Here is a 21,334-nt window from a genome sequence, read left to right as displayed (position 1 = left end):
TTGTCAAGCATGCAAGGTTATTGAGGTCGAAAAGCTCAATAACCCGGACTTTCTGTTGGTATAGCAAGGGAAAGTCCGGGTATTAGCAACCATTTCTGTCTATTTACCCTAGTGGGCAACAAGTTGACGTGGCTTAATAATTCCCTCTAGGCTACTGGAGGTAGGCGCCCACAAGGGGCACTACCTCAAAGAAACGCCGGCGGCACGGCCCCGGCGCTCCGATTCGGACGGAAAGGATGCACCATGGTTCTCACTGATCCTCGCTCTGCCATGACGATGCCCGCCGCCCGAATGCGAATGCTGGGCTAGCGCGGATTCCACTTGGCCTTCGGGCGATTCCGCGCGCGAGGACATCTCGCCCCGGTCCGTTACGTCTCACTGAGCACCCGCCGCTGCGGCGTCGTATCGTTGATGGGATACGCTAAGTCGGACCGATCTCCATCACCACACCCAGTACAAAGGACTTTATAATGACGAAGATCAAGACCACTCATGTCGGCTCCCTTCCGCGCACCGATTCGCTGCGCGCGACCAACGAAGCACACCAGAACGGCCAGATTGGCGAGGCTGAATTCAAAGAAAAGCTCGACGCGGAAGTTGCCGGCGTTGTTGCGCGGCAGAAGGACATCGGCCTCGATATTATTAACGACGGCGAATACGGCCACGTCATGACCGAAGTAACCAATTACGGTTCCTGGTGGTGGTACTCCTTCTCGCGCCTGGGCGGGCTGGAATTTACGGATAACGAATTCCACGCGGCTGCCACCGCGGGTGGGGGAGCGGTTGAGCTCGTCCCCTTCGATCAGCGCCGTGATTGGCAGCGCTTCAAGGACGCCTACACGGATCCGGAATCGGGAATTCACCAGGCCAAGCGCCAGGAAGTGGCCATGCCCACCATCACCGGCCCCGTGACCTACATCGGTACCGAACAAACCCAGCGCGACGTCGATCTTACCCTCAAGGCACTCAAGGCCAATGGGCTTGATGCTTCCTCCGGGTTTATCGCGGCGCTTTCTCCCGGGTCCGCAGCGCGTATTTCCAATACGCATTACAAGTCGGAAGATGAAGTCCTCACCGCGATGGCCGATGCCCTCCACGAGGAATACAAGATCATCACCGATGCCGGCCTGACCGTCCAGATCGATGATCCCTCGCTGGCTGAAGGCTGGGACCAGGTCAATCCGGAACCGGCGGTTGCCGATTACCGCACCTGGGTGGCTCGCCGTATTGAAGCGATCAACTACGCGCTGGAAGGTATCGACCCGGAACTCGTGCGTCTGCACGTGTGCTGGGGTTCCTGGCACGGCCCCCACACCACTGATATTCCCTTCCGGGATATCGTGGATCTGTGTTTGAAGGCGAATGCGCAGGGCCTGACTTTCGAAGCGGGCAATGCCCGCCACGCTCACGAATGGAAGATTTGGGAAGATATTGCCCTGCCGGATGACAAGGTACTCATCCCGGGCGTCGTTTCCCACTCCACGAATGTGGTGGAGCATCCCGAGCTGGTGGCGCAGCGCATCGAGCATTTCACCTCGCTGGTGGGTGCCGAACGCGTGATCGCCTCGACCGATTGTGGCCTGGGCGGGCGCATCTACCCGTCTATCGCCTGGGCGAAGCTCGAAACGCTCGTGGAAGGCGCCCGCCTCGCCTCGAAGTAAAGGCTCCAAGGCCGCGGGCCTGAACACACCCGCGTCTTGAAGGACCGGAGCGGCCTGCCGCTCCATGTGGAACACCGAAGGGGACCCGGACAGCTCAGCTGTTCAGGTCCCCTTCTGGTATTCCGGCCGCATCCGGTGGTCCACTTTTATGCGGAGTACGGCTCCAAGGTGCCTCCGACCGTTTAGTTCACCGGCGATTCGCCCAGCGTTACCTCAATGGTTTGCGGGGCCCCGCCGCCACGCGAAATTTCCAGGGTGATGGTGTCGCCTACCTTGTGGGTGCGTACCTGCTTGGCGACCTGGGCCGGGCTGGAAACCGATTGCCCATCCAGGCTCAGAATCGTATCGCCTTCCTTCACACCGGCTTTCGCCGCCCCGGAATTCGGGCCAACGGCCAGCACGGTCACGCGGCTTTGCTCACTGAGCCCCACGGTAATTCCGAGGGCGGCGTTCTTACCCACGGTTACGTTATCGTCGCTCTTCCCGGCGCGGATCTGCTCCACGATGGACAGGGCGCGCTCGATAGGAATAGCAAAGCCGTACACCTGGGCAGACGTGGTGCCCTGCGAGGCCGCGCTATTCATCCCCACCACTTCGCCTTGGGCGTTCATCATCGGTCCGCCTGAATAACCAGGAACCACATCGGCATCGGTGACGATCATATCCTTGAGGGTGTCAAAGCTCAGGCCATCCTCAGTGGCCACCCGCACGTCCATTCCCAGCCCGGTCACCTCGCCTTTAATTTCAGTGAGATAGCCCTGGCCGCGCCCGTTGCCCACCGCGCTTACTTTATCGCCCTGCTTAGCCGGGGTGCTGGCAATTTTTGCCGGAGTGAGCCCGGAAGCGTCCTTGAGCTGCAAAAGGGCGACGTCGCGCTTCTCGTCATGCCCGATAACACTGGCCGCATAGGTTTTCCCGGTTGCCGGGATCTCGACCTGGATGGCATCCGATCCCATAACCACGTGGTAATTCGTGAGCACCTGGCCGTCCGCCGTGAGGACAATCCCGCTGCCGGCCCCCATGCCGGAACCCATCCGCGCATTAATAATGGCCACACCCGCCGGGCTAACTTTTTCGCCCCGGTCAATAGGCCCGTCCGCACCGTGGTTGCCGCCCGGCAGCTGGGTGGGGAAATCCCGCGGGATCGGCATATACGGTTCGGCACCGCCCTGCTGGCGTCCGTCGTTCGGGGCGGTCAGTCCGTCATTGTATTGGAAACTAAAGGGATCTTTGACGGAAGGTGAGCTCGCCTGCGGTTCGGGAGCCAGGCCGAAATACCCCACCCCGGTGCCCACGAGCAGCGCGACCACCATACCGATAATGACAAGAATGGCGGTGGTGCCTTTCGAACGCCGCTTAACCGGCGCTGCCCCGAATTGCGGTGCGCCGCCGAACTGCGGTGCCGCTCCGAATTGCGTTCCGGCACCGAATTGCCCGCCGTAGCCGTATCCGTATCCGTACTGCTGCTGGGAGGCGCCGGGGTAGCCACTCGGATAAGGCGGCTGCGCGGAGGCATACCCTGCGGAGGGAACGCTGGGGTAGTGGTACGCATTCGTGTAGCTAGTCGATTGCGCGCCGCCGGCCTGCGTCCACGCACCTTGCGAGCTGCCAGCCTGCGCCCACGCACTTTGCGCGCCTCCGCCTTGGTTTGCACCGGGCTGGCTCGGATTCACGTGCGATTGACCCGGGCCGGCATGGTTCGCATTCGGCTGCTGCGCGCCCGGTTCGCCCGCGTCATTACGCCACTCATCTGTCATGTGAAACGTCCTTTCCTCACTCCGCACCTAGCCGCCGCCACGGCCGCCGCGGTGGTCCGGTCACATCGGGTAGCATGCCCGCCGATTCTGGAAAGTTTCTGAACGTTGTCCGAAAATGCGAGCATCGCCAGGTGCGCGCTTGCGCCGTGCCCACCCGCGCTAAATCCACGAAGGTAGCCACATGTGCAGGCGCCAAAACTCATAGGAAACGGTTTGCCCGGTCCAGATCGGGTACCAGAACAGCGCCGCCAGCACAATAAGAACGACGACGACGCCGCACGCCGTCAGCGTGCGGCGGCCTATCCGGCATCGCCACCACCGCACCGGAGAGGCGCATATCCCAACCGGCTTATCCCAGACGAAGTCCGCGTGGCCCCAGGCGCCGTCGTCGTATAAATCCGCGCGCACGCTCCCGCATCCGCGCGCGTGCGGGGCACCGAGCGCACCGGTGATATAGCCGAGGCCGTAGGTGAGGGCGAGGGCCACGAAGGGGAGGAAAGCGATGGCGTAGAACTGGAAAATGGTGCGGTCCATATACAGTGACCACGGCGCGGCCATGGCAAGATAGCCGCTCACAATCGCCCAGGCGCGCCAGTCGAAACGGGTGAAGGCCACCCAGAGCACCACGGCAAGGGCGAGGAGCGCCAGCCACCACACCACCGGATTACCCACCGACGTGACCGCTTGCACGCAACGCTCGCCGCTTGGGCACTGCCCGGCCATTTCTTCGGAGCTCGGCCACCAGAAAGAGACCGGGCGCCACTGCACAAACCACTGCCAGACCGAGGATTGGTAGGTGTGCGGGGTGGAGAGCCCGTTGTGGAAGTCCCACATTTGGCTGTGATAATGCGCCAGGTCGTTGAAAGAATTGGGGAGCCAGGGGAAGGGGAGAGCCTCGGGGGTACTTTCGCGTACGCCGGCCGCCCAGCCGTGCCCCCAGGACCGGCTATCGCGGAACCAGGAGAACCAGGAGGCCACGTACGTGGCCGCGGCGGTGGGAACCAGGTGGATAAAAGCGGGGATTCCCTCCTGGAAAACCGCGGCACCTCCCCACAGCCGCAGCCCCACCGCGTGACGGGCGGCCATGCCCCAGGCGAAGGCCACCAGGCCGAAAACCGCCACGGCGTAAATCCCGGACCATTTCACCCCGCAGGCCAGCCCGAGGAATACCCCGGTGGCCAGCATCCACGGGCGCCACCACACCCGCGGGCCCCAGGCAACCGGGCGCCCATCCGCGCGCACCGGCCCGGTAGCAACCCGGTGGGCTAGGCGCTCCCGGGTCCAATCGCGATCCCGCAGCAGCGCCCAGAATCCAGCCAGCACAAAGAAAGCCAGCAGGTTATCGAGGATCCCGATACGGGAGATGGTGATCCCCATGCCGTCCAGGGCCATCGCGATCCCGGCAACCCCGGCCAGCCACGGGTTGAGGAAGAGGCGCAGGGCGATGCGAACCAGCAGCGCCACCGCGAGCGTGCCGGCCAGCGCCACCATAAAGCGCCAGCCGAAGGGGGAAGTTTCCCCGAAAATCGCCTGGCCGACCGCCATGATCCATTTCCCGAGCGGAGGATGAACCACGTAGTCGCCGGCCGGTGAGGTATGGGAGAAGTCGCCGGTGGCGAAAGCGGTGTCGAACTCCGTGCCGCCCTGCCAATCCACTTCGTAGCCCAGGCGCAGCAGCGAATTCGCGCCTTTGACGTAGTAGGTTTCGTCGAACATGAGGCGGTCGGGGAAGCCCAGGCGGAAGAACCTGGTGAACGCGGCGATAAGCGTAACCGCTCCGGTCACCCACCACCCCAGCCGTTTTTCGGCGCGGGTGAGCCACTCTAATCCGCGCGGGGCCAGCCCGAGCCGGCCGCGCAGCTCGTCTTCATAGCGCTCCGCGCACTCGCGCGGGAGTCGCCCGATGGGTTCGCTTCGTTTTTCGCTCACGTGCGGATTCTATCGATAACTAGGCGCCCGCGCCGTAGTGCTGCGCGTGGCAGAATAGCAGAATGAGCACAGGTCAACACGCGGGAATTGTTCTTGCCGCCACCCCCATTGGAAACGACGCCGATGCCTCGCCGCGTCTGCGCGCCGAAATTGCGCGGGCCGATACCGTGGCCGCGGAAGATACCCGCCGTTTTTACCAGCTCGCCGCGCGCCTCGGCATCGAGGTGAACGCCCAGGTGCTCTCCTATTACGAACATAATGAAGCCGAACGCGGCGCCCACCTCATTGACCTGGCTCGCGCCGGTGCTCGGGTTCTCATGGTCAGCGATGCGGGAATGCCCGCCGTTTCCGACCCCGGTTTCCGCCTGGTCGTGCGCGCCCGCGAAGCAGGTATTCCCGTGACGGTGGTTCCCGGGCCTTCCGCCCCGCTCACCGCGCTTGTCGCCAGCGGCCTTCCCACCGACCGTTTTACTTTCGAAGGATTCCTCCCGCGTAAAACCGGGGAACAAGCCGCCGCGCTCGCGGCCTTGGCCAGTGAAGAGCGCACCATGATTTTCTTCGAATCCCCGCGCCGCCTCGGGGCCACCCTCGCCAATTTCGTCACCGCGTTCGGCGGTGAGCGCGAAGCTGCGGTATGCCGTGAACTCACTAAGACGCACGAGGAAATTGTGCGCGGGCCCCTGGCCGAACTCGCGCAGCGTTTCGCGGATGGTGCGCTCGGGGAGATCGTCGTCGTCGTTACCGGAAGTAGCGTGACCGAAAGGGAGGAACGGGCGCGCACGCGGGCCGTGGGCGACGTCGCCCAGCTGTGTCAGCTCGGCCTGCGCCGCAAAGATGCCGCCGCTTTCGTGGCCGCTCGCACCGGATTGCGCACGAATGAGCTCTACCGCGCCGCGCTCAGCGAGGGCGAATAAAGCGCGAAAATACGCGGGTTTAGTGGGGTTTAGTGCCGAAAAAACGCAGCTAAACCACGTTCCACCCGCACTCCACCCGCGCTTTCCTAGCGCACGTGACCCAGATCATGCACAGTAAAAACAACCCCCGGGGAACCGGGGCCGGGACATGATCCTCTCGCCGCGAGGCGGGTACGGGTTGGACAGCCAACAGTGATCCCAGGGGCCGAAGATGACCCCGTTACCGCTGGCCGGTCTGCCCGAACGGGACCACGGACCGCGCTAGGAAAGGAACGACAATGGCTGTCAATATCCGCGGACGCAATTTCCTCAAGCTGCTCGATTTTACGCCCGATGAAATCCGCTACCTGCTGCGTCTGTCCGCGCAGTTCAAGGAACTCAAGCTCAGCGGTACCCCGCACCGCTACCTCGAAGGCAAAAATATTGTGCTGCTCTTCGAAAAGACCTCCACCCGCACCCGCTGCTCCTTCGAAGTGGCCGGCATGGACCTGGGCATGGGAGTGACCTACCTGGATCCGGGCAGCTCCCAGATGGGTAAGAAGGAATCCATTGAGGATACCGCCCGGGTGCTCGGCCGCATGTACGACGGTATCGAATACCGCGGCTTCTCCCAGGAACTCGTGGAGGAAATGGGCGCCAAGGCCGGCGTGCCGGTATGGAACGGCCTGACCGACCTCTTCCACCCCACCCAGATGCTCGCCGATATCCTCACCGTGCAGGAAAACTTCGAGGACGGCATCAAGGGCAAGAAGTTCGTGTTCTTCGGGGACGCGCGCAATAACGTGGCGAACTCGCTCATGGTGGTTTGCTCCAAGCTGGGCCTCAACTTCGTGGCCTGCGGCCCGAAGGATCGCATGCCCGAAGAGTGGCTGGTGGATACCTGCAAGGAACTCGCGGCGGAATCTGGCGGCAGCGTGACGCTCACCGAAGATGCTGCGGCGGCCGCCACCGGCGCCCACGTGCTCTACACCGATATCTGGGTGTCCATGGGCGAACCGGACGAGGTGTGGGCCTCGCGTATTGCCGAGCTGGAAGCCTACCGCGTCACCCAGGAACTCATGGACAAGGCAGATCCGGAAGCGATCTTCATGCACTGCCTGCCCTCCTTCCACGACACCAACACCACCATCGGCGCGGAGATCGCCAAGAAGTTCGGGGTGACGGAAATGGAAGTGGAAGACCGGGTCTTCGAAGGGCCGCGTTCGCGCGTCTTTGACGAAGCGGAGAACCGCATGCACACCATTAAGGCCGTTATGTACGCAACCCTCTCCTAGGGGGTACAGGCACGCGCCCGCGCGGCCGTGCCGAGATAAGCGCGGGCGACGATGCCGGGGAGCTGGCCGCAGGTAGCAGGGCCGCACCGCGGCGCGTCGCCCGCGCGCAAAATAAGGACTGAATTATGACACAGGAACATACACAGACCGCCGGCGAAAAAATTGTGGTTGCGCTGGGCGGCAATGCACTCGGGAAAACCCCGGAGCAGCAACTGGAACTCATTAAGGAAACCGCACGTTCCATCGTGGATTTGGTGGCAGCTGGCAATGACGTCGTTGTCACCCACGGAAACGGCCCGCAGGTGGGCATGATCAAGGTCGCGACCGATAATTCCGCGGCTGCCGGGGAAACACCGTCTATTCCCTTCGCCGAATGCGGCGCCATGTCCCAGGGCTATATCGGTTACCACCTCCAGCAGGCCATCGAAGCTGAACTCGCGGCGCGGCAGCTTGCCCGCCCCGTTATTTCGGTGGTTACCCAGACTGAGGTCGACGCCGCAGATCCCGCTTTTGGCCGCCCGACCAAGCCGGTCGGGGCCTTCTTCACCGAAGAACAAGCCCGGGCCCTCATGGAGGAAACCGGAAACAAATACGTGGAGGATGCCGGGCGCGGCTGGCGCTGGGTGGTGGCCTCCCCGCTCCCTGTCTCCATCGTGGAACGCGATGTTATCAGCTCGCTTATTGATGCGGGCACCATCGTGATCGCGGCCGGTGGTGGCGGCATCCCGGTGGTCAAGGACGGTTCGGGGTACCGCGGAGTTGCGGCCGTCATCGATAAGGATCGCACCGCCGCGCTGCTCGCGCGGGAGGTCGACGCCGATACCCTCCTCATCCTCACCGCCGTGGACGCGGTCGCCATTGATTTCAATAAGCCCACACAGCGCGATGTGCGCGAGATGACGGTGCGTGAGGCCCGCCAGTACATCGAGGAGGAGCAGTTCGCTCCCGGATCCATGCTGCCCAAGGTGGAAGCTTGCCTCGAATTCGTGGACGGCGCGGCTGGCAAACGCGCCATTATTACCTCTCTGGAAAAGGCCGAACAGGGTATTTCCGGGGAGAGCGGCACTGCGATCACCGCCTAAGCCCGAAGGACTACCATCATGACAACACGCACAAACGATGCCACAGCCGGCAATGGGGCCGGCGGCATGGATAACAACCTCGCCCCGGACGGGCGCGAACACCGCAGCGGCCGGGAGGACGCTGCGGGCGTCGTCGTCGCGGATAACGAAAGCGAAGCCGTAACCGCAGGCAGTGGCGCGCCCGGTGACGGCGATTCCGGTGCGAAAAAGACACGCAAGAAGCGGCGCGGTATTACCATCCCGGGCGCTTTCACGATTCTCTTCTTCCTGACCATCGTGGCGGCTATCGCCACGTGGCTGGTGCCGGCCGGTTCCTACGCCAAGCTGAGCTACAGTTCCGATACCGGCACGTTCTCCGTGCTCAGCCCGCACGGGGATACCACCGAATACCCGGGCACCCAGGAAACCCTGAGCGAATTGGGGATGGATATTGATATCTCCCAGTTCACTTCCGGGGCGCTCAATAAGCCGATTTCCGTGCCCGGGTCCTATGAGTCCCTCGAGCAGAACCCGGCCAGTGTTTCCGATATTCCGGTCGCCATGGTGCACGGCACGATCGAAGCGGTAGACATTATGGTCTTTATCTTCGTGCTCGGGGGCCTCATCGGGGTGGTGAGAAAAACAGGTGCCTTTGAGTCAGGGCTCATCGCGCTGACGAAGAAAACTAAGGGGCACGAATTCCTCCTGGTCTTTGCGGTTGCCGTCTTTATGGTGGTGGGCGGATCGCTGTGCGGCCTGGAAGAAGAAGCGGTGGCCTTCTACCCGATCCTCGTGCCGATATTCCTGGCGATGGGATACGACTCGATTATCTGCGTGGGCGCGATCTTCCTGGCCGGGTCCATGGGAACCACGTTCTCCACGATTAATCCCTTCTCCGTGGTGATTGCCTCCAATGCTGCGGGTATTCCCTTCACGGACGGCATTATCTGGCGTGTGGGCGGGTGTATCGTCGGCGCCATTGTGGTGGTGTGGTACCTGCACCGCTACGCGAAAATGATTAAGAAGGACTTTACGAAGTCCTATGTGTACGAAGATCACGAAGCTTTCGAGAAACAGTGGGCGATGACCACCCACTCGGATGATGTGCCGGCCTTCAACTGGCAGAAGAAACTCATCCTCGTGCTCTTCGTTTCCGCCTTCCCGATTATGGTCTGGGGCGTGATGGCCATGGGCTGGTGGTTCCCGACCATGGCGGCCTCCTTCCTCACCATCACCATCGCGGTTATGGCAATTTCCCTCTTCGGGAAGGACCGGCTCAATGAGAAGCAACTAACGGACGCTTTTATCGAAGGCTCCTCAAGCCTCGTGGGTGTTTCGCTGATTATCGGGCTGGCGCGCGGCATCAATATCGTGATGAACGACGGGCTGATTTCCGATTCCCTGCTCCATTCGGCAACGAACCTGGTGTCAGGGATGTCCGGCCCGCTCTTCATCATTATTATGCTGCTGATCTTCTTCGTGCTCGGTTTCGTGGTGCCGTCCTCCTCCGGTTTGGCCGTGCTGGCCATGCCGATCATGGCGCCGCTGGCCGATGCCGTGGGTATCCCGCGGTGGATCATCGTATGTGCGTATCAATGGGGTCAGTACGCGATGCTCTTCCTGGCACCGACGGGTCTGGTTATGGCAACGCTGCAGATGCTCGATATGAAGTATCAGCATTGGTTCCGTTTCGTGTGGCCGATGGTGCTCTTCGTACTCGGCTTCGGCGGGGCGGCCTGCGTGGCCCAGGTGCTCATCTACGGCGCATAGGCGCGAAGAATACGGCTATCACTAGCCGAAACGCGCGGCTCCGGCGGGCTTGGTACCGCCGGGGCCGCCGCGTGCATTCCACTCGCCCGGAATTCTGGCAGTGGCGATTAATGCTTTTATAATATGACAGTACGGCGCGGGGAACTCGCGCCCGTGATCCCGAGGCGGAAAACCGAGACGGGTAACCGCGGCGGGATCGCGTGGGGAACGCAACGGAGCTATGCGATGACGATAGGGCTGTTTTATTACACCTGGGTAGTAGGGCTTTTCATCCTCATGGGTTCAGCGACGGCGCTTGCGTGTTACCTAGTTTCGCGCCGTCGCATGTTTTTGTGTTGCGCCGCTCTTTTCCTCACCTATTTTTTCGACGTCGCAACCGTGGCCCGCACGGACTTCACCCACCCGCGCAATATTGACAGCGTTTACCACATCACCGCACCCGTAGAATCAATCACCCTGGGCGCGCTGCTCATGGGCCTCATCTGGCTGACCTACGCCACCTTCATGACGGAACCGGAAGCGAAAGTGGAGTGGCGCAGCGCTCTTATCCCGGCCGGGATTTTCATCGTGGGGAGCGCCGGCGCGTTAATGATCACCAACCCGGCCTGGCGGGAGTTTGTGTTCTTCTCCGTGCGCGGCATCGTGGTCATCGGGATCCTTAGCGTGGCAACGTGGAACTACCTACGCGCCACCACCGGGGTGGAGAAAATTCGCCAGCGCCGCCACCGCTGGCTATACGTCACCACCTGGGTGACGGTACTGGGGACTTTCGCCTGGAATATCACCTTTATTTTCCTCGTTGCGCCCCAGGCGCATAGCGCTTCCGCGCTCGCCTTCCTTCCCGAACGCAATTTCCTGGAAAACCTCATGTACATCTGCTGGGTGATCCACGTGATGCGTTTCGGGGTGCGGGTGCTACGTATCCATTTCGACCGGCCCCCGGAAACAGTCAATCACCTGGAGGAGGATTTCATCGAATCCTCCCTGATGTTCTATTCCCAGGCGCGCGGGCTATCGAAACGCGAAGAAGAAGTGCTCGGCTACCTCATGCGCGGGAAAACAAATACCCAGATTTCCACGGAGCTGTATCTGTCTCCCTCCACGGTGAAAGTGCACGTGCACAATATCCTCAAGAAAAGCCAGGTGGCTAATCGCGAGGAGCTCGTCAAAGACTTCTGGCGCTCGGTCTAGCGTGGTTGCGAGCCGGAGCCGGAACCCGCTTTACTTCGCGGAGTCGATGCCGGGGCGGTAGTCGATATCGGAGAAATCGAAATCAGCCTCATTGACCTCATCCGAAAAGTCGATATTTTCATCTTCCTCGGCGTAGTCGTCGAAATCGTCGTCGTCGTACAGCTCGTAGTCATCATCGAGGTTCTCGAGTTCCGCTTCGGCAGCTGCAGCGTCGTCGTACGGATCATCGAATTCGTCCGGAACCTCGGACTCTTCGTAAAAACCGAAAGCATCCGCAGATTGCAGCTGCTCCACGCCCGCTTCGTCCATCTCCACACGGGCTGCGGCCCCGAGTTCCGGGGAGGTCGGTACGGTGAGGTCGGAAAAAACGCGGGTGCGGAAACCGTTGCGCACCGCATCGATGGCGGTGGCGCGCACGCAATGCGATTCGGCAATGCCTACCACGTCCACATCCGTGACTTCGGCGGTGCGCAGTACGTCCTCGAGGAGGTTACCCTGCGGATCGGTACCCTCGAAACCGGAATAGCCCGAAGCGTACTGGCCCTTCTTGAACTGGACATCAATGGGGAGAGCCGCGATGGATTCGTGCAGCTCCGCCTCCGGGGTATCGGCCACGCCGTGGGGCGGCCAGCTATCCACAAAATCCGGATTCTCGGAGAAATGCGGGCCCGGGTCGATATGCCAATCCTGGGTGGTGGCGATAAGAGCGTATTCTTCGGCGTTATCAGTGACAAAATCGGCAATACGTTCGGCAACGGCGTTACCGCCGTCCACCCCGAGGCTGCCGCCTTCGCAGAATGTGGGTTGCACATCAACAATGATGAGTGCGCGGGTCTCATCCATAGTCATCCTCCTGATGAAGCGGGTCATCACGCGGTGCGCGGCGGCCGGATGGTCAATCGCTGTGGCGAAACCGCGCCCTTATAGTTTAGGCGCGGGGATGCGGGCACGCTAGCGGGCGCGCTAGTAGAATGGTGGCTATGACTCATATTCTCTCCGCTGTTGCCTGGCCGTATGCCAACGGCCCGCGCCATATTGGTCACGTTGCTGGATTCGGTGTTCCCTCGGATGTGTTCTCCCGCTACATGCGCATGGTGGGGGAGGATGTGCTGATGGTCTCCGGCACCGATGAGCACGGTACCCCTATCTTGGTTTCGGCTGACGCGGAGGGAATCACCCCGGAAGAACTCGCGGACCGCAATAATCGCATTATTGTGGAGGACCTCGTGGCTCTGGGGCTTTCCTATGATCTTTTCACCCGCACCACCACCGTTAATCACGAGCGGGTTGTGCAGCAAATGTTTGAGGTGTGCCGCGATAACGGCTATATGGTGGTGCAGTCCACCCCGGTCGCTATCGATCCGGAAACCGGCAACACCCTTCCGGATCGCTATATCGAAGGCACCTGCCCGCTGTGCGGCTACAGCCCGGCCCGCGGGGACCAGTGCGATCATTGCGGTAACCAACTCGATCCGCAAGATCTTATTGACCCGGTCTCCAAAGTCTCCGGGAAAACACCCCAATTCCGGGAAACCGAACATTATTTCTTGGATTTGCCGGCGCTGGCGGAGCGCCTGGGGCAGTGGCTCGATGAGGTGGAAGAATCCGGGCAGTGGCGCCCGAATGTTATTTCATTTTCCAAGCACCTCCTCGAGGATGTGCGCCCGCGCGCGATGAGCCGCGATATTAGCTGGGGCATTCCGGTCCCCGGCTGGGAAGAGCAACCCTCCAAGCGCCTGTACGTGTGGTTCGACGCCGTTATCGGCTACCTTTCCGCCTCTATTGAATGGGCCCGCCGGCGTGAAGCCGCGGGAACCGGGAGCCGGGAAGATTGGCGCGCCTGGTGGAATGATGCGGAGGCCCGCTCCTATTACTTTATGGGGAAGGATAATATTGTTTTCCATTCCCAGATCTGGCCGGCCGAACTCCTCGCCTATAACGGGGAGGGAAGCCGGGGCGGCCAGCCCGGTGATTTAGGGCAGCTCAACCTACCCACCCAGGTGGTGGCTTCCGAATTCCTGACCATGGAAGGGGAGAAGGTCTCCTCCTCCAAGGGCGTGGTGATTTACGTGCGCGATGTGCTCTCGCGCTACCAGCCCGATGCGTTGCGCTACTTCATTTCCATTGCCGGCCCGGAAACTTCCGATGCTGATTTCACCTGGTCGGAATTTGTGCGGCGCAATAATTCCGAGCTGGTGGCCGGATGGGGGAACCTCGTTAATCGCACCGCGGCTATGATCGCCAAGAACTTCGGGGAAATCCCGGCGGCCGGGCCACTCGAGGCGGTGGATCGGGAGCTCCTGGATGCGGTGGAAGCCGGTTTCACCACCGTGGGTAATTCCATTGCCGCGCACCGCCAGCGCGCCGCGCTCACCGAAATTATGCGTCTGGTGCGGGAGGCAAACGGGTACGTTTCCGCTACCGAACCCTTCAAGATGAAGGATCCTTCCCAGCGCGAACGCTTGGGCACGGTGCTCCACACCCTTATCCAGGCGGTCTCCGATCTCAATACCATGATGAGCGTATTCCTCCCGCATTCGTCGAACGCGGTGGATCGGGTGCTGGGCGGGGCCGGTGATATTGCCCCGATGCCGCGCCTGGAGGAGGTCACCGACCTCGATTCAGGTAAGCCCTACCCGATTATTACCGGGGATTATTCTAATCTGCACCCGTGGGAGCGGGTGGAGGTCCAGGTCGGTACCCCGATTGCCAAGCCGTCCCCGGTGTTCACCAAGCTGGATGCCAGCGTGGTTGCTGAGGAGCTGGAGCGCCTCGGCATCGATAAGGCCTAAAGCGTGGGCAAGGAAGCAGCGGGGGAAGGGATTCTTCGCAACGAATTAGCGCCGGAGGAATTCGCGGCGCTCTCCGCGAAGGAGAAAAAGCGGGCGCGCCGCTGGTATCTGCCCGATCTCCCGGAAAAGCTCGCCGGTCCGGTGGTGGATAACCACACCCATATTTGGGTGCCGGCGGGGGCAGCGCAGGCAGGTCACTCGGATGCTACGCTTACCCCACCGCGCGGGCGGATGCTGCCGAATGAGGAAGCTGCCGCCATGGAGGCTGCCGGGGTGTGCCACGCCATTACCTGCGCGTGTGAGGTCCCGGACCTTCTGCCCACGGTGGCTGTGGCTGAAGCGGACCCGGCCCACTTTTCCGCAGCCCTTGCTATTCACCCCAATGAAGCTGCCCGGCATCGCGGAATCACCGCGACGGGCCCGGATGGTTTAGCGCAGGAGCTCGCCGCGCACCATGCCCTCAGTCTGGAGGAGGCCATCGACCGGGTGGCGCAGGCGGCCCGCTCCAAGGCCGTCGTTGCGATTGGGGAGACGGGACTCGACTATTACCGTACTTCTGAGGAGGGCCGCGCCGCGCAAATCGAGGCGTTCCGCGCTCATCTTGCCCTCGCGCGCGAGCTCGACCTGCCCGTTCAGATTCACGACCGCGAGGCCCACGCTGATTGCGTGGAGGTGCTGCGCCGTGACGGTGCCCCGAGCCGGGTGGTTTTCCACGCGTTTTCCGGCGACGCCGCGCTTGCCGAGCTGTGTAACCGCGAAGGCTGGTACGGAAGTTTTGGCGGGCAAATAACCTACCCTGCCAATGATGAGCTCCGCGCTGCTTTCCATGCTTTTGATTCCGCGCTCATCCTCGCGGAAACAGACGCACCCTACCTAACGCCGGTTCCGTGGCGCGGCCACCCAAACGCCCCCTACGTGATGGCGTGGACGGTGCGTTTCGGAGCTGAGCTGCGCGAACTGGCTGAAGCGCAGTGGTGCGCCCAGCTCCTGGAAAACACCCGGGCGGTGTACGGGGAACTGGGCGCAGCCTAGCTAGCTCTGAGCTGCGCTGTGCTGAGCCCTGCTCTTAGCTCTGGGGGCTTTCAGATTCGGGAGTCTGGCCGGAAGGCTCGGTTTGGGCAGCTGGCTTGCCATAGTTCTGCCCGGGCTGCGCATATGCCTGCCGGTACGGCTGGGTTTGCCCCTGATAAGCTGGCTGGCCTTGATATTGAGATTGGCCTTGATATTGAGCTTGGCCCGGATAGCCCTGGCCGTAACCTTGCGGATAGCCCGGCACCGGTGCGCCCTGGGCCGGGTACCCCTGGCCTGCGGGGCCGGCCTGGCCGGGATAACCCTGCCCCGGGTAGCCCGGATAGCCCTGGCCATACGTCTGTTGCGATGCCGGGCTGGGGTAACCGGGATAGTTCGGGTAGCCCGGGTACGCGGGCCGCGCGGATTTCTTCGCGGCTGTTCCTGCGGCCACTCCCTGCGCGATGCCGGTCAGTGCCAGAATCAAGGCCAGTGCGCCGGTCGCCCAGAAGAGCGCGGTGTACTGCGCCCCGAATTCGCGAAGAGCGCCGACCGAACTATCCAGGGAGAGTGCCACGAGCCCGCCCAGGGTGATTGCTCCGCCCAGCGGTGCCAGCCAAGAAAAGGCTTGGGCTGCCCGGCCAGTGGTGAACAAACCGAGCACTCCCGCTAGCAGCGCCAGAAGAACACCGCAGCCGTACACAAGCACCGGCAGCCACACGCCACCCGGATTCGCCAGCCCAATAATAGAGGCATTATCCTCACCCCGGGCTAGGGCTGGTGTGAAGCACAAGATAATAAGAGCGATGCTCAGTGCGGTGGTAAGAGCCGCCAGGCCGCGCAGCGCGCCGGTGCCGCGCTTCGGTGCGGAGGGGACGGGATAGCTCGGAGGGACAGGCTGCTGTGCGTATCCGGGATATTGAGTGCTCATAGCCTTAAATGTAATCGATGTAACGCCCGCGCTGGGGGCGCGTTAGCTTTGTCTCCCCGAACGAGGTTCTTCAGCCTTCCCCAGTGGTGTGAAATAACGCTCAGATTACGATGTGGCCGCTAGCGGCGCCGTCGTGCGATACGCGTAAAAACCCCGAGAATCCGCGGAAAAGTCAGGTGACCACAATTTGAGCGCTCCTAAAAATCTCAAGAAAAGCGAGCTTTTCCCTCCGAATCATTGTCCGAATGTTACGAAATGGTTACACTCAATATAGTTTCGTTATAAAAGTGAGGCCGGAGGGTACTCGCGCAAGCAACGGAGGAAGTTTAGTGGGGCGTCACAGCGCACAGGGAATGGGACTCGAGCAATTTGTTCGGGCTGAGGTTCGTACCCCGGGTCCGCGGTCGCGGGCTCTCATGATGGAACGCGGCGCGGTGAGTGAGGCTGTTCAGGCCGTGCTGGCCACTCGGCCGCAGGCCACCGGCACCGCTTTCCAGGCACCCGCCGCCGTGGAGGATTCCGCCGCGAACGCCCAGCTCAATGCGTTCCCGCTCAGCCGGCGCGGGGTTGCCGCGCTCGGGGCTGTGCTGCTGGCCGGTAGCGGTATTGGCCTGATGTCGCATATGTCGATGCCTGCCAATGCTTATGCGGATGGTTTCCCGGTGGCTCGCACCGCGGGCGCCACGGTATCCGAATACTCTTTCACCGTTAATTTTGAAGGCGAAGAACGTACCCTCACCACCACGGCAGTCACCCTCGGGGATGCGCTGCAAGAAGCCGGGATTACGGTATCCGGGGATGACGTTGTTTCGCAGAGTCTTGCCGCGCCGGTTGTTCCGGGCTCGAAGGTCACGATTACCCGGGTGGAAACGCGCGTGATCACCGAAGAAGTGGTGGATGCGCACGGCTCTACCAAGGTGGACGACGCCGCGCTTGCCAAAGGTACCACCAAGGTGGAAACCGAAGGTAAGGATGGCATTTCTGCCAACACCTATGAAATCCGGGTGGAAAACGGCAAGGAAGTTGCTCGCACTCTGACTTTCTCCGCGGTCAAGCAGGCCCGCGTGGATGAAGTGGTCAAGGTGGGGACCTCGGAAAGCGCCGCTGCCGTGGCGGGTGCAAGTGCTGATGGGAGCGGAGCGGCTGCGGTCGCCAGTGTGGTTCCGGCCGGTACCGCCCAGGAAATCGCCTCGGGTATGCTTTCCGCCTACGGTTGGGGTCAGGATCAGTTCTCCTGCCTGGTAACGCTGTGGAATCGGGAATCGAATTGGAATCACCTGGCGGAAAATAGCTCCTCGGGTGCCTACGGTATTCCGCAGGCGTTGCCCGGCTCCAAGATGGCTTCTGCCGGCGCTGATTGGCAGACCAATCCGGCCACCCAAATCCGCTGGGGCTTGGGCTATATCGAAGGCCGCTACGGCAGCCCCTGCGCTGCGCTCGGGCACTCTAATTCCCGCGGGTGGTACTAAAACGGCGTAGGCGCTTAAACGAAGCTCATGCACATGCTCAGAATCGCGGTGCTGGCCGGCGGGATGACACTTATCTCGATGGTTGGGCTGCGGTCGGTGGGTCTACCCTGGTACGCCTGGATTATTCAATTTGTGATCCTGGTGGGTGCTGGGTTGGTGTGGGGTAAATTCCTCGCCGAGGAGTCGGGGGAGTCACGGGGTTCTGAGGATACCGGGCGTTCTTCTGGTTCCCGTGGCGCAGCTGGCCGGCAGCGACGCCGCGCACTTGCCCTACTGATCGCGGCGGTGGCGGCCGTGATTCTCATTCTTGTGTATCTCTTCTTAATCGTGTGGGTGTAACCATCAAGGGTTCGCATTTTTGGCAGGTGCGGATTTTGACGGAGCATTCGGACGGCATTCACCAAGCCGGGTACACTGCATCTGTGGTCGCCAATAATATTGCTCAACAGGACTCGCCCGGTAACAGCACGGCCGGTAGTGGCTCGGCCGGTGATACCGCGGATGGTCGCACCCCGGCTGGAACTGCCCTCCTCACCCCGGTGGACGTGCGCGCGCTGTGCACGGCCCTGAATATTCGCCCCACCAAAACCCTGGGGCAAAACTTCGTGCACGATGGCGGCACCGTGCGCAAAATCGTGCGGGAAGCCGGGGTGGGCCCGGGGGATAGGGTCCTCGAAATCGGCCCGGGCCTGGGCTCACTCACCCTGGCGCTCCTGGAAAGCGGCGCTTACGTATCCGCGGTGGAGATCGACGCCGCACTGGCCGCCGCTCTCCCCGATACCGTGGCGCGCCGCCACAGCTCCCCGGAAAATTTCGCACTGCTCCACGCGGATGCCCTGAGCATCACCGGGCCTGAACAGCTCGCCTGCCCGCCCGCGCTATGCACCGGCGAGATCGAGGCCGTAGCCGGCGTAGTGGATACCGCCAACGTAACCTCCGGCACCAGCACCCCCGGCAGCACACCGACCTTCGCGCCCACCGCACTGGTGGCGAACCTTCCCTATAACGTGGCGGTGCCGGTGCTCCTCACCCTCATGGAAGCCCTGCCCAGCCTGGAGACCATCACGGTGATGGTGCAGCTAGAAGTAGCCGACCGCCTGGCCGCCGCCCCCGGGTCACGCACCTACGGGGTACCCTCCGTGAAAGCAGCCTGGTACGGGAGCGCCACTCGGGGCGCGAAAATCTCCCGCCACGTTTTCTACCCGGAACCCAATGTGGATTCCGCCCTCGTTCACCTGCGCTTGCGGCCCGCGCCCGGTACCGATGAACTGCGCGAGCGTGTTTTTCAGGTGATCGACGCCGCTTTCGCTCAGCGCCGGAAAACCCTGCGCAGTGCCCTGGGTTCCTGGGCCGGCAGCCCGGCTGCGGCCGAAACTATCCTCGAGCGGGCCGGAGTATCACCTCAGGCACGCGGGGAAACCCTCACCATCGATGATTTTGTGCGGATCGCGCAGGCCCGCGACTTCGCCAACTAGAATCCCTCACTCCAAGGACCACCAGCTATGGCACATTTACTTTCGGTACATGACGTGGGCGTCAGCCTGGGAAGTCGCGATATCCTCAGCAACGTTTCCCTGAGTTTAGAGGACGGTAGCCGCATCGGCGTCGTCGGCCCGAACGGGGGAGGGAAAACCACACTGCTGCGCCTCATCACCGGGGCGCTCGCGCCCACCAGCGGCGAGGTTATTCCCACCAATACCGCAAAATTCGCCACGCTCACCCAGGCTGATGAGCTCCCCGATGCCACGGTGCTGGAGGCGATTCACGCGGGCACCGCGCGCCACGAATGGGCCAGTGACGCACACGTGCGGCGTTTGCATGCCGGGCTGCTCCCCGATATTCCCCTCGAGGCGCGGGTGCGTGTGCTTTCCGGCGGGCAACGCCGGCGGGTGGCCCTGGCCCATACTCTTACCCGCGAGGCGAATATTATTATTCTCGACGAGCCGACCAACCATCTGGACGTCGAAGGGATTACCTTCCTGGCGAATTATATTAAGGAGCGTTTCGGTGGGCCGCGCCCGCGCGGAGCGCTCGTGGCCGTGACCCACGACCGCTGGTTCCTGGATGCGGTGGCCACGCGACTGTGGGAAGTGGTGCCCGGGGTGGAAAGCCCGCGCGGGCAGATTCCCGGTCGGGTAGAAACCTACGAGGGCGGGTATTCGGACTATATTTTCCAGCGCGCCGAACGCGAACGCCAGGCCGCACTCGCTGAAGAAAAACGCAATAACCTCTTGCGGAAGGAACTGGCGTGGTTGCGGCGCGGTGCCCCGGCCCGCACTTCCAAACCGCGGTTCCGTATCGAAGCGGCGGAAAGCCTTATCGCGGATGTTCCGGCTCCGCGCGATAGCGTGGAAATGACGCGCATGGCCGCCAGCCGCCTGGGTAAAGAAGTTGTCAATCTGGAGGATGTTAGCCTGCGCTACGGTGGCGGGCCGGAAATTTTACGCGGGGTGACCTGGCGGATTGCGCCGGGTGAACGCGTGGGGATTCTGGGTGCGAACGGCGCCGGGAAATCCTCGCTGCTCGCGCTGATCGCCGGGCGGCTCCAGCCCACGGCGGGCCACGTCAAACGCGGTGCCACCGTGAAACTCGCGGAACTATCCCAGCACACCCGCGAACTCGATGAGGTGGCCGAGCTGCGCGTGGTGGAGGCCGTGAACGACGTCGCAGCTCGCGTGCAGGTGGGGAAGAAAGAACTCACCGCGAGCCAGGTGACCGAGCGGATGGGATTCACCCGCGAACGTGCCTGGACGCGGGTCAGTGAACTCTCGGGTGGGGAGCGGCGCCGCTTGCAATTCATGCGCCTACTCATGGCGGAACCGAATGTGCTGCTCCTGGACGAACCGACCAATGACCTGGATACCGATACCCTCGCCGCGATGGAGGACGTGCTCGACGGCTGGCCGGGCACCCTCATTGTGGTCTCCCATGATCGCTACCTGCTCGAACGCATGACGGACCGCCAGATTGCCGTGCTGGATGGCCGGGTGCGGGACTTGCCGGGCGGTGTTGATGAATATCTGCGTTTGCGCGAGCAGGAGCAGGAAGCCCGCGAGCAGGCCGCTGCCGCGGCGGGAACACGCGCGGGCACCGGTGTTCAGGCCGGGGCAGGTGGGGCCGGGGCCGGTGCAGGCAGCGCTGGGGCGGCGGCCGCCGGGTCCGGGGCGGGAACTGTGAAAAGCGCGAGTGCCCTTCAGCGCGAAGCCCGCAAAGAGGTGCAACGCATCGAAAAACGCATGGCGCGGCTGCGCGAGCAGATCGCCAAGGCGCAGGAGCGCAGCGCTGCCTGTGCGGTGAGCGGGGACTATGAGGAACTCGCGCGGATTGGCAAAGAGCTGAGTGAGGCCACCGGCCAGCTTGAGGAACTGGAAGAACAGTGGCTGGAGGCAGCTGAAGTAGCTGAGGGATAAGGCCGGCCTGCCTCGCGGGCCGCGGGTGCCCATCGGCCAGCCGAATACAAGCGTGGGGGGGGGGGGGGGGGGGGGGGGGGGGGGGGGGGGCGGGGGGGGGGGGGGGGGGGGGGGGGGGGGGGGGGGGGGGGTGGGCGCGGGGGGGGGGGCGGTGGTGTGTTTGTTTA

Annotated in this window: 16 protein-coding genes; 12 read left to right on the top strand and 4 right to left on the bottom strand. The window is 62.6% G+C overall.

Features of this window, described 5'->3' with window-relative positions:
• Positions 1 to 470 precede the first annotated feature (470 nt).
• Positions 471 to 1,661 (top strand): cobalamin-independent methionine synthase II family protein, encoded by a 1,191-nt coding sequence (locus PWJ82_RS08190; protein ID WP_274736175.1) that lies wholly within the window; start codon positions 471 to 473, stop codon positions 1,659 to 1,661.
• 182 nt (positions 1,662 to 1,843) lie between these two features.
• On the opposite strand, the gene PWJ82_RS08185 is transcribed toward PWJ82_RS08190, so the two are convergent.
• Together PWJ82_RS08185 and PWJ82_RS08180 are read right to left on the bottom strand one after the other, a co-directional pair.
• Positions 1,844 to 3,418, bottom strand: coding sequence for a S1C family serine protease (locus PWJ82_RS08185; protein ID WP_016443248.1), 1,575 nt, complete (start codon positions 3,416 to 3,418; stop codon positions 1,844 to 1,846).
• Between the two features lie 159 nt (positions 3,419 to 3,577).
• Positions 3,578 to 5,347 carry a dolichyl-phosphate-mannose--protein mannosyltransferase gene (locus PWJ82_RS08180; protein ID WP_016443247.1) on the bottom strand — a complete coding sequence of 590 codons (1,770 nt, stop codon included), beginning with the start codon at positions 5,345 to 5,347 and terminating at the stop codon, positions 3,578 to 3,580.
• 62 nt (positions 5,348 to 5,409) lie between these two features.
• On the opposite strand from PWJ82_RS08180, the gene rsmI reads away from it, so the two are divergent.
• From rsmI to PWJ82_RS08155, 5 genes are all read left to right on the top strand, one after another.
• Complete coding sequence (gene rsmI, locus PWJ82_RS08175; protein ID WP_016443246.1) at positions 5,410 to 6,261, top strand: 16S rRNA (cytidine(1402)-2'-O)-methyltransferase; 852 nt, start codon at positions 5,410 to 5,412, stop codon at positions 6,259 to 6,261.
• Between the two features lie 278 nt (positions 6,262 to 6,539).
• Positions 6,540 to 7,535: an ornithine carbamoyltransferase gene (gene argF, locus PWJ82_RS08170; RefSeq protein ID WP_016443245.1), complete on the top strand. Its 996-nt coding sequence runs from the start codon at positions 6,540 to 6,542 to the stop codon at positions 7,533 to 7,535.
• Positions 7,536 to 7,660: 125 nt separating this feature from the next.
• On the top strand, positions 7,661 to 8,617 hold the full coding sequence (gene arcC / locus PWJ82_RS08165; RefSeq protein ID WP_016443244.1) for a carbamate kinase: 957 nt from the start codon (positions 7,661 to 7,663) through the stop codon (positions 8,615 to 8,617).
• A gap of 18 nt (positions 8,618 to 8,635) precedes the next feature.
• Positions 8,636 to 10,366: a YfcC family protein gene (locus PWJ82_RS08160; RefSeq protein ID WP_016443243.1), complete on the top strand. Its 1,731-nt coding sequence runs from the start codon at positions 8,636 to 8,638 to the stop codon at positions 10,364 to 10,366.
• A 225-nt stretch (positions 10,367 to 10,591) separates the two neighbouring features.
• Positions 10,592 to 11,557, top strand: a complete 966-nt coding sequence (locus PWJ82_RS08155; RefSeq protein WP_016443242.1) for a helix-turn-helix transcriptional regulator — start codon at positions 10,592 to 10,594, stop codon at positions 11,555 to 11,557.
• A gap of 30 nt (positions 11,558 to 11,587) precedes the next feature.
• On the opposite strand, the gene PWJ82_RS08150 is transcribed toward PWJ82_RS08155, so the two are convergent.
• On the bottom strand, positions 11,588 to 12,400 hold the full coding sequence (locus tag PWJ82_RS08150; RefSeq protein ID WP_016443241.1) for an isochorismatase family protein: 813 nt from the start codon (positions 12,398 to 12,400) through the stop codon (positions 11,588 to 11,590).
• 137 nt (positions 12,401 to 12,537) lie between these two features.
• Between PWJ82_RS08150 and metG the strand changes: the two genes are divergently transcribed.
• Both metG and PWJ82_RS08140 read left to right on the top strand, forming a co-directional pair.
• Complete coding sequence (metG, locus tag PWJ82_RS08145; protein ID WP_016443240.1) at positions 12,538 to 14,349, top strand: methionine--tRNA ligase; 1,812 nt, start codon at positions 12,538 to 12,540, stop codon at positions 14,347 to 14,349.
• Positions 14,350 to 14,352: 3 nt separating this feature from the next.
• A complete protein-coding gene (locus tag PWJ82_RS08140; RefSeq protein ID WP_016443239.1) occupies positions 14,353 to 15,381 on the top strand; it encodes a TatD family hydrolase in 1,029 nt (342 codons plus the stop codon).
• 34 nt (positions 15,382 to 15,415) lie between these two features.
• On the opposite strand, the gene PWJ82_RS08135 is transcribed toward PWJ82_RS08140, so the two are convergent.
• Positions 15,416 to 16,288, bottom strand: a complete 873-nt coding sequence (locus PWJ82_RS08135; RefSeq protein WP_016443238.1) for a hypothetical protein — start codon at positions 16,286 to 16,288, stop codon at positions 15,416 to 15,418.
• Positions 16,289 to 16,617: 329 nt separating this feature from the next.
• Between PWJ82_RS08135 and PWJ82_RS08130 the strand changes: the two genes are divergently transcribed.
• From PWJ82_RS08130 to PWJ82_RS08115, 4 genes are read left to right on the top strand one after another with little or no spacing between them, the layout of a single operon-like run.
• Positions 16,618 to 17,757: a G5 domain-containing protein gene (locus tag PWJ82_RS08130; protein WP_016443237.1), complete on the top strand. Its 1,140-nt coding sequence runs from the start codon at positions 16,618 to 16,620 to the stop codon at positions 17,755 to 17,757.
• A 27-nt stretch (positions 17,758 to 17,784) separates the two neighbouring features.
• Positions 17,785 to 18,096, top strand: coding sequence for a hypothetical protein (locus tag PWJ82_RS08125; RefSeq protein WP_016443236.1), 312 nt, complete (start codon positions 17,785 to 17,787; stop codon positions 18,094 to 18,096).
• Complete coding sequence (locus PWJ82_RS08120; RefSeq protein ID WP_016443235.1) at positions 18,087 to 19,232, top strand: ribosomal RNA small subunit methyltransferase A; 1,146 nt, start codon at positions 18,087 to 18,089, stop codon at positions 19,230 to 19,232. Before PWJ82_RS08125 ends, PWJ82_RS08120 begins: the two co-directional genes overlap by 10 nt.
• Positions 19,233 to 19,259: 27 nt before the next feature.
• The gene (locus tag PWJ82_RS08115) at positions 19,260 to 21,167 is read left to right on the top strand and encodes an ABC-F family ATP-binding cassette domain-containing protein (RefSeq protein WP_016443234.1); all 1,908 of its coding nucleotides are present in this window, start codon (positions 19,260 to 19,262) and stop codon (positions 21,165 to 21,167) included.
• Positions 21,168 to 21,334 lie beyond the last annotated feature (167 nt).

This window comes from Actinotignum schaalii (assembly GCF_028864145.1).
In the GTDB taxonomy this organism is placed as follows: Bacteria; Actinomycetota; Actinomycetes; order Actinomycetales; family Actinomycetaceae; genus Actinotignum; species Actinotignum schaalii_B.
Note: the sequence above shows the minus strand (reverse complement) of the source record. Positions and strands in the feature narration are given on the sequence as shown.